General features: G+C 63.1%; 1 protein-coding gene and 4 pseudogenes. 2 read left to right on the top strand and 3 right to left on the bottom strand.

All coding sequences use genetic code 11. The annotated features are described in order from the left end of the window. Positions 1–610: 610 nt before the first annotated feature. Both istB (NKH21_RS32450) and istA (NKH21_RS32445) read right to left on the bottom strand, forming a co-directional pair. Positions 611–1,468, bottom strand: a pseudogene (gene istB / locus NKH21_RS32450) (IS21-like element helper ATPase IstB). Further along, positions 1,468–2,312, bottom strand: a pseudogene (gene istA, locus NKH21_RS32445) (IS21 family transposase); the annotation flags it as partial. The pseudogenes istA (NKH21_RS32445) and istB (NKH21_RS32450), both read right to left, overlap by 1 nt. Before the next feature lie 143 nt (positions 2,313–2,455). Between istA (NKH21_RS32445) and istA (NKH21_RS32440) the strand changes: the two are divergent. Both istA (NKH21_RS32440) and istB (NKH21_RS32435) read left to right on the top strand, forming a co-directional pair. Continuing rightward, on the top strand, positions 2,456–3,718 hold the full coding sequence (gene istA, locus NKH21_RS32440; protein ID WP_352869963.1) for an IS21 family transposase: 1,263 nt from the start codon (positions 2,456–2,458) through the stop codon (positions 3,716–3,718). Next, positions 3,715–4,587: pseudogene (gene istB, locus NKH21_RS32435) on the top strand (IS21-like element helper ATPase IstB). The gene istA (NKH21_RS32440) and the pseudogene istB (NKH21_RS32435) overlap by 4 nt, the downstream one beginning before the upstream one ends. Before the next feature lie 1,115 nt (positions 4,588–5,702). On the opposite strand, the pseudogene NKH21_RS32430 reads toward istB (NKH21_RS32435), so the two are convergent. Then, positions 5,703–6,120, bottom strand: a pseudogene (locus tag NKH21_RS32430) (transposase); the annotation flags it as partial. Positions 6,121–6,209 lie beyond the last annotated feature (89 nt).

Genomic DNA, 6,209 nt, shown 5'->3' with positions numbered 1-6,209 from the left:
GGTCGTCGACCTCTTCACCCCAGCCGAATGCGCCAACTACTTCAAAGCCGCAGGATATGAACCGGATTAAACAGGACGTGCTCTAGGTGCCGAAGCACTCCCTTCCAAGCGGAGTAAAGTGCTGGCAACGATCGACGCAAGCCGGCGTTTTGATGTCTGGCCGCATGCCGGACCCGACCTCCGTTGTATATAATCGGAAGGAACGGCGATAGGATCACCTGCAGTGTTCTCGAGCGCTATCGCTGCAACTGCTTCGCAATCGTTTCTGCGTCGGGCGCGCATTCGGCTGGTCCGGATCACAACTGAGCTTTCGAACCAGATTCGTGGAATTATAAAAAAACGTTCGGCCTCCGATGTTGGAAGCCTGGCGCGGCATTCGCGTTCAGGCCGCCGAGCTCGGGCGCCAGCTCGTCGCAGATACCCCTCAGAGCCAGGCATGCCGCATACTCATGTCGATCCCCGGCCTAGGGGCCATCACCGCAAACTTCTTGCGCATTTCGCAAAAACGGGACAGTCGTTCCGCTAAATCGCGGACAGTAGCTGTCCGCGAATTAGCGTGTCAAACGCCATCCGGAACTGCCCCTTTGCGTCATGAAGAACTGCCCCGGGTTCATGATGTCGGTTGAAGGTTAGTTCCGTCGGTGACGGGGCGGAGGGAGGCGGAGCCGACCGGAGGCCTGTCACCGACGGGCGGCCTGATGAGGCCGCTGTTTCGCTTGGCGCGAAGTCTGTAGCTGTCGCCGCGGATGGTCAGCACGTGGCTGTGGTGCAAGAGGCGGTCGAGGATCGCGGTCGCGACCACCGGATCAGCGAACACGGTGCCCTATTCGGCGACGCTGCGGTTCGACGTGATCAGCATGGCGCCGGTTTCATAGCGCCGGCTGACCAGCTGGAAGAACAGGTGCGCCGCGTCGGGCTCCAGCGGCAGGTAGCCGAGCTCGTCGACGATCAGCAGCTTTGGTTTCGACAGCGCCAGCAGTTTCTCGTCCAGGCGCCGCTCGCCGTGCGCCTTGGCGAGGCCAGCGACCAGCGTCGTCGCCGTCGTGAACTGCGCGGTATATCCGGCCAGAATCGCCTCTCGCCCGAGCGCGATCGCCAAGTGCGTCTTGCCGACGCCCGGCGGGCCAAGCAGCAGCACGTTCTCGCCGTTGGCGATCCAGCGGGACGCGGCCAGGTCGCGGATCTGCTTGGGATCGATCGACGGCTGTGCCTCGAAGTCGAAGCCCGCAAGCTCCTTCACTGCCGGGAAGTGTGCAAGCTTCAGCGCCATCTCGATGCGGCGGTGATCCTTGCGCGCGATCTCACGCTCGCACAGCAGGATCAGCGTCTCGCGCGTCGATAGGTTCGCGCGCGCCGCCTCGTCGAGCAAGCTGTCGAGCTGGTCGCGGATGCCGAAGAGCTGCAATCGCACTAGCATGGCGTCGAGCGGATCGATCGGTGCTTCGGTTGCTTTGTTTGCGCGCGCCATCAGAAGCCCCCTCCGATCGCTGCTTCGTATTCGGCAAGAGGACGCAACAACGAGGGCGCTTGCGACGACGCCGGCACCGCCGATGCCGCAATCTCCGCTCGGTAGACAGCGCCATTGCGACCGGCAACCCCGTCGAGATGGGCGGAATCGACGATCCGCAGACGGCGGCCCTGCGATTGCCTGTGGACCGCAACCTCGCGCATGCCATGACGGATGCGCACCTCGCCAGCCGCTACCGTCACTGCCAGGCGCTCGCCGATCAACCGCCACGGCACCGAGTAGCTGTTGGTATCGACCTCAACGGCGCAATCGTTGCCGACGATGCGGCTCAGTTCGCGCAACAATCCGAACGACGGCCGCCCGATGAGGGGCTTGAGACGGTGCGCCTCGTCGCGCTCGAAGCGGACCATCGGCGCCTCGCCGGTGGTGCCGTGGATGCGCGCGTTTGCCACCTCGCGCTCCCACTTGGCGAGATGCGCCTCGAATGCCTCCCAGCTCGTGAAGGAATGACCCGCGATCGCGTTCTTCTTCACATAGCCGACGCCGTTCTCGGTCTTGCCCTTCGTGCGCGCCCGATACGGCGCGCAGGCGCGAGGACGGAAGCCCCAATGCTTCGCGAACGCGATGAGCTTGTCGTTGAATACAACCGACCGGCTCGCCGCGTCGTGGCGCACGACAACGCGCGCGGATTGTCCATCAGAACTTCCTCCGGCACGCCGCCGAAGGTCGTGAACGCGCTCTCGATCCCGGCGAGCCAGTGCTCCTGCTTCTCGGCCCGGAAGGCACGCACATGCAGCCGTCGCGAATGCCCGAGCGTCGCCACGAAGACGAATGCCTTGATCTGTCGATGCCGGCTCAATACTCCCCAGAAGTGCCGTTTGAATCTTCCCCAGTTTAGCGCTGTCGCCGGTCTTCCGGAGCGCGCTCCGGGAGACCGGCGGCGCATGATCGTTGATGCTTCTCCTGATGGTCGGGAGAGGGATTTCGGTGATCAAGATCGGGGAGATGATGATGATACTGGATTTGCATCGGCAGGGCCTGTCGGTGTCGGCGATCGCCAGGGAGAGCGGGATCGACCGCAAGACGGTGCGCAAATACATAGCGCGCGGGCTCGAGCCTCCGGCCTACGGACCGCGCAAGCCGCGTCAGGCGGTAATCGATCCCTTCACGGCCTATCTTCGCGAACGTGTCACGCGATATCCTGGGCTCACCGGCAGCCGGCTTTTCCGCGAACTGAAGGACCTCGGCTATGGCGGCGGCTACACGGCCGTTACCGACTTCCTGCGCGACGTCCGTCCTGCCGCGGCGGAGCGTGGATACGAGGTTCGCTTCGAGACCCCGCCCGGCGAGCAGGCGCAGGTCGACTTCGCCCAGTTCAATGTCGTCTTTGCCGATGAGCCGACCACGCCGAGAATCGTCTGGCTATTCTCCATGGTGCTTGGCTTCAGTCGCCTTATCTGGGCACGCTTCGTCGTCCACCAGGATCTGCCGACTGTCTTGCGCTGCCATGCCGGGGCCTTCGAGGCGTTGGGCGGCGCTCCTCGCGAAGTGCTTTACGACCGTATGAAGACGGCTGTGATCGGCGAAGGCGATACCGGCGGCATCGTCTACAACCGTGCCCTCGTCGATCTTGCCCGCCACTATGGTTTCCATCCCAAGGCGTGTCGGCCTTACCGCGCCAAAACCAAAGGCAAGGTCGAGCGGCCGTTCCGCTACATTCGCGAGGACTTCTTCCTGGCCCGGTCCTTTCGCAATCTCGAAGACCTGAACGCCCAGTTGCGTCATTGGCTGGACACGGTCGCAAACCCGAGGGTTCACGCCACCACAAGGCGTGTCGTCAACGAAGCTTTCGCCGAGGAGCGGGCAGCGCTGCGGCCGCTGCCTTTGGCTCCGTTCCGATCGGTCCTGAAGCTCGAGCGACGTATCAGCCGGGAGGGCATGGTCAGCGTCGGCGGCAATTTCTACAGCGTGCCCGACGCCACCAGGCGCCGTGTCGTCGAGGTACACACGCTGGCCGAAGAGTTGCGCATCTTCGAGGACGGCGCACTGATTGCCATCCATCCTATTCTCGAAGGCCGGCACCAGCGTCATGTCGAGCCGGGTCATCGCAACATCCACGTCCACAAGCGCCGACAAAGACTGAGGAACGACGAGGTCATTCTTCATGGCTCGGGCGACAGGGTCGCTCAGCGCCCGTTGGCCTTCTACGACGCCGTCGCCCGGGTGATGGCCAAGGAGCAGCGTCCATGACGAACGCGCTCGACACCACGCCATCCACCATCGACCGGATCCGCCACGACCTCGTCGGCCTGAAGATGCCGCGGGCGCTCGAAGCGCTCGATCATGTCGTGCGCCGGCTCGAGAAAGGCGAGATCGCCGCCCTCGAAGCCATGGACATCCTCCTCTCGGAAGAGTTGACCCTGCGCGAGAACAGCCGGATCAAGACGGCACTGCGCATGGGGCGTCTGGCCACGATCAAGACGCTCGCCGGCTTCGACTTCTCTTTCCAGCCCTCGCTCGACCGTGATCGAATCTTCACGCTGGCCCAACTCGGCTTTGTCGCCCGCTGCGAGGTCGTCCACTTCCTCGGCCCGCCCGGCACAGGCAAGAGCCATCTGGCCATTGCGCTTGCCGTCGAGGCTGTGAAGGCTGGAAAGAGCGTCTATTTCTGAACGCTGGCCGAACTCATCGCCGCGCTGGCAAGGGCCGAACGCGAAGGCCGCCTGCAGGAACGCATCCGCTTCTTCTGCCGGCCTGCTCTGCTCGTTGTCGATGAGATCGGCTACTTGCCCGTCGTCCACGGTGGCGGCAATCTGTTCTTCCAACTCGTCAACGCCCGCTACGAGAAGGGCGCAATGATTCTCACCTCAAATCGCGGCTTCGCCGAATGGGGCGAGGCCTTCGGCCATCCTGTCGTCGCAACCGCACTTCTCGATCGCCTGCTTCACCATGCGGTCGTCGTCCAGATCGAAGGATCGAGTTATCGGCTCCGCCAGCACGCCGAGCTCATGCCCGAACACTTGCGATCGAAAGCCTCCATCACGCCGCCGACATTAAATCCACCATCGCGGCCGCGCGGCCGGCCACCGAAAAATGGACACCCCTCCGCGACAGTCTGAGCGGCGAAACTGGGGAATTTTACTTCGGCACTTTTGGGGAAAATTCGAGCGGCATTGACATTGATCTTCGCACCGCCGATCTCGACCAGACGCTCGCCGAAGTCGATCTGCAGCTGTCGCCCTGGCGGCGTCTCGAACCGCGTTGTCGCCAGCGCCTCGGCCCTCAGCGCCTGACGATAGGGCTGCACGGCGCGTTGCAGTGTTCGCCGGCTGACCGCCACGCCCTTCTCGGCCAGCAGGTCCTGGCGCACCACATCCGCATTGCCGCGATGCCGAATGAACCGCTCGCGCAGCCAACCCTCAAGGCCGTCGAGCCGTTTCGGCCGCTCCGGCGACTTGAACGGCTTCACGCCGTCCGCCGCCACGTAGACCTTCACTGTGTGATGGCTGCAGCCCAGCTGCCACGCGATCCGCTTCAGTCCCCACCCGCACGCCTTCAGGCGCAACATCTCCGCCACATCGTCTGGCGTCTTCATCACTTGCCCCCGTGGATCACTCCACGACGGGCTTTCCGTGATTCGTTGTTCGTTCATTGCTCTCTCCTCAGCTATCCACTGAGGGGGCAATTCCTCGTGGCGCCGAGGGGGCAATTTTCCATGACGCGCGACAATTAGCGGAATGGGTGTCCGCGAATTTCTGAAACACGCAAACTTCCTTCGCCACTGCCATTGATGATCCCGGCAACTTAAGAAATCCCGATCTGTTGGATCGGCCTGGCGACGAGCCGTCGTTAATTCGGAGAAGTCGATTATGAAGGCCACATATTGCGACGTGCAAGGGCCTCAGCTCAGATCCGGAAAGCGTTGAAAATCTGAACGCCGCGCTATACCCTGAGGCGTCCTGCCGGGACTTGAGCCGAGCCATTCCGCTGATGGGCTTACGTCGCTGTCTCAGCAAAAGTGTCGTCCACACTGAAGGCTCGTCCCACAAAGCTCCATCATGCGGCCACCAAACCGCGAGACAACCATGCACCCGGCAGCATCGCGGGCGCCACACATCCTGTGCAAGCGCAATCTACTTGAAGAATTTGTTTGCAACGGCTGAAGTGGACGTGAGAAAGACTGGCGCGCCGCAGGCCGGCGCGCGACTGGCGAACTGCTCGGCCAATGAATCTGGCGCAGCCAGAGCCAGGTAGTCGTTCAGCCTTGGATTGCCGGCTTTCGATACCCCTAGTCGTGATCGACCGAGCGGCTCTGCTAGGGGGTCGCCGCCAGGCCGGCATAGGCGGCGACCTGTCGCGGGTTGTCGAAGCGACGCGACCGCCACAGCAGCAAACTCCGGCCCGATGCCCTTCAGGTCGAGCAGCATCGCAGGTGCCGGTGAGACAAGCATGGCATCGCGCTCAGTCTCGACCGCCTTGATATGCTCGAGCAGCAATTCGAGCCTGTCGAGTTCCCGGCCGACCCGCGCCCGCAGATGGGCCGGCGAAGGTCGGCCGTCGCCGGTCTTAAGTGCCTCCAATCTCTTCCGCCGGTCGCGGCGCAGCGGCTCGTAGCCGGACGCCCTGGACGGAAAGGCGGATAGTCTAAGGCGCACTTAGAGCACGTCCTGTTTAATCCGGTTCATATCCTGCGGCTTTGAAGTAGTTGGCGCATTCGGCTGGGGTGAAGAGGTCGACGACC

Origin of the sequence: Mesorhizobium sp. M1329 (assembly GCF_040318035.1) — a bacterium.
Taxonomy (GTDB): domain Bacteria; phylum Pseudomonadota; class Alphaproteobacteria; order Rhizobiales; family Rhizobiaceae; genus Mesorhizobium.
This window is presented reverse-complemented; position numbering and strand designations above follow the sequence as displayed.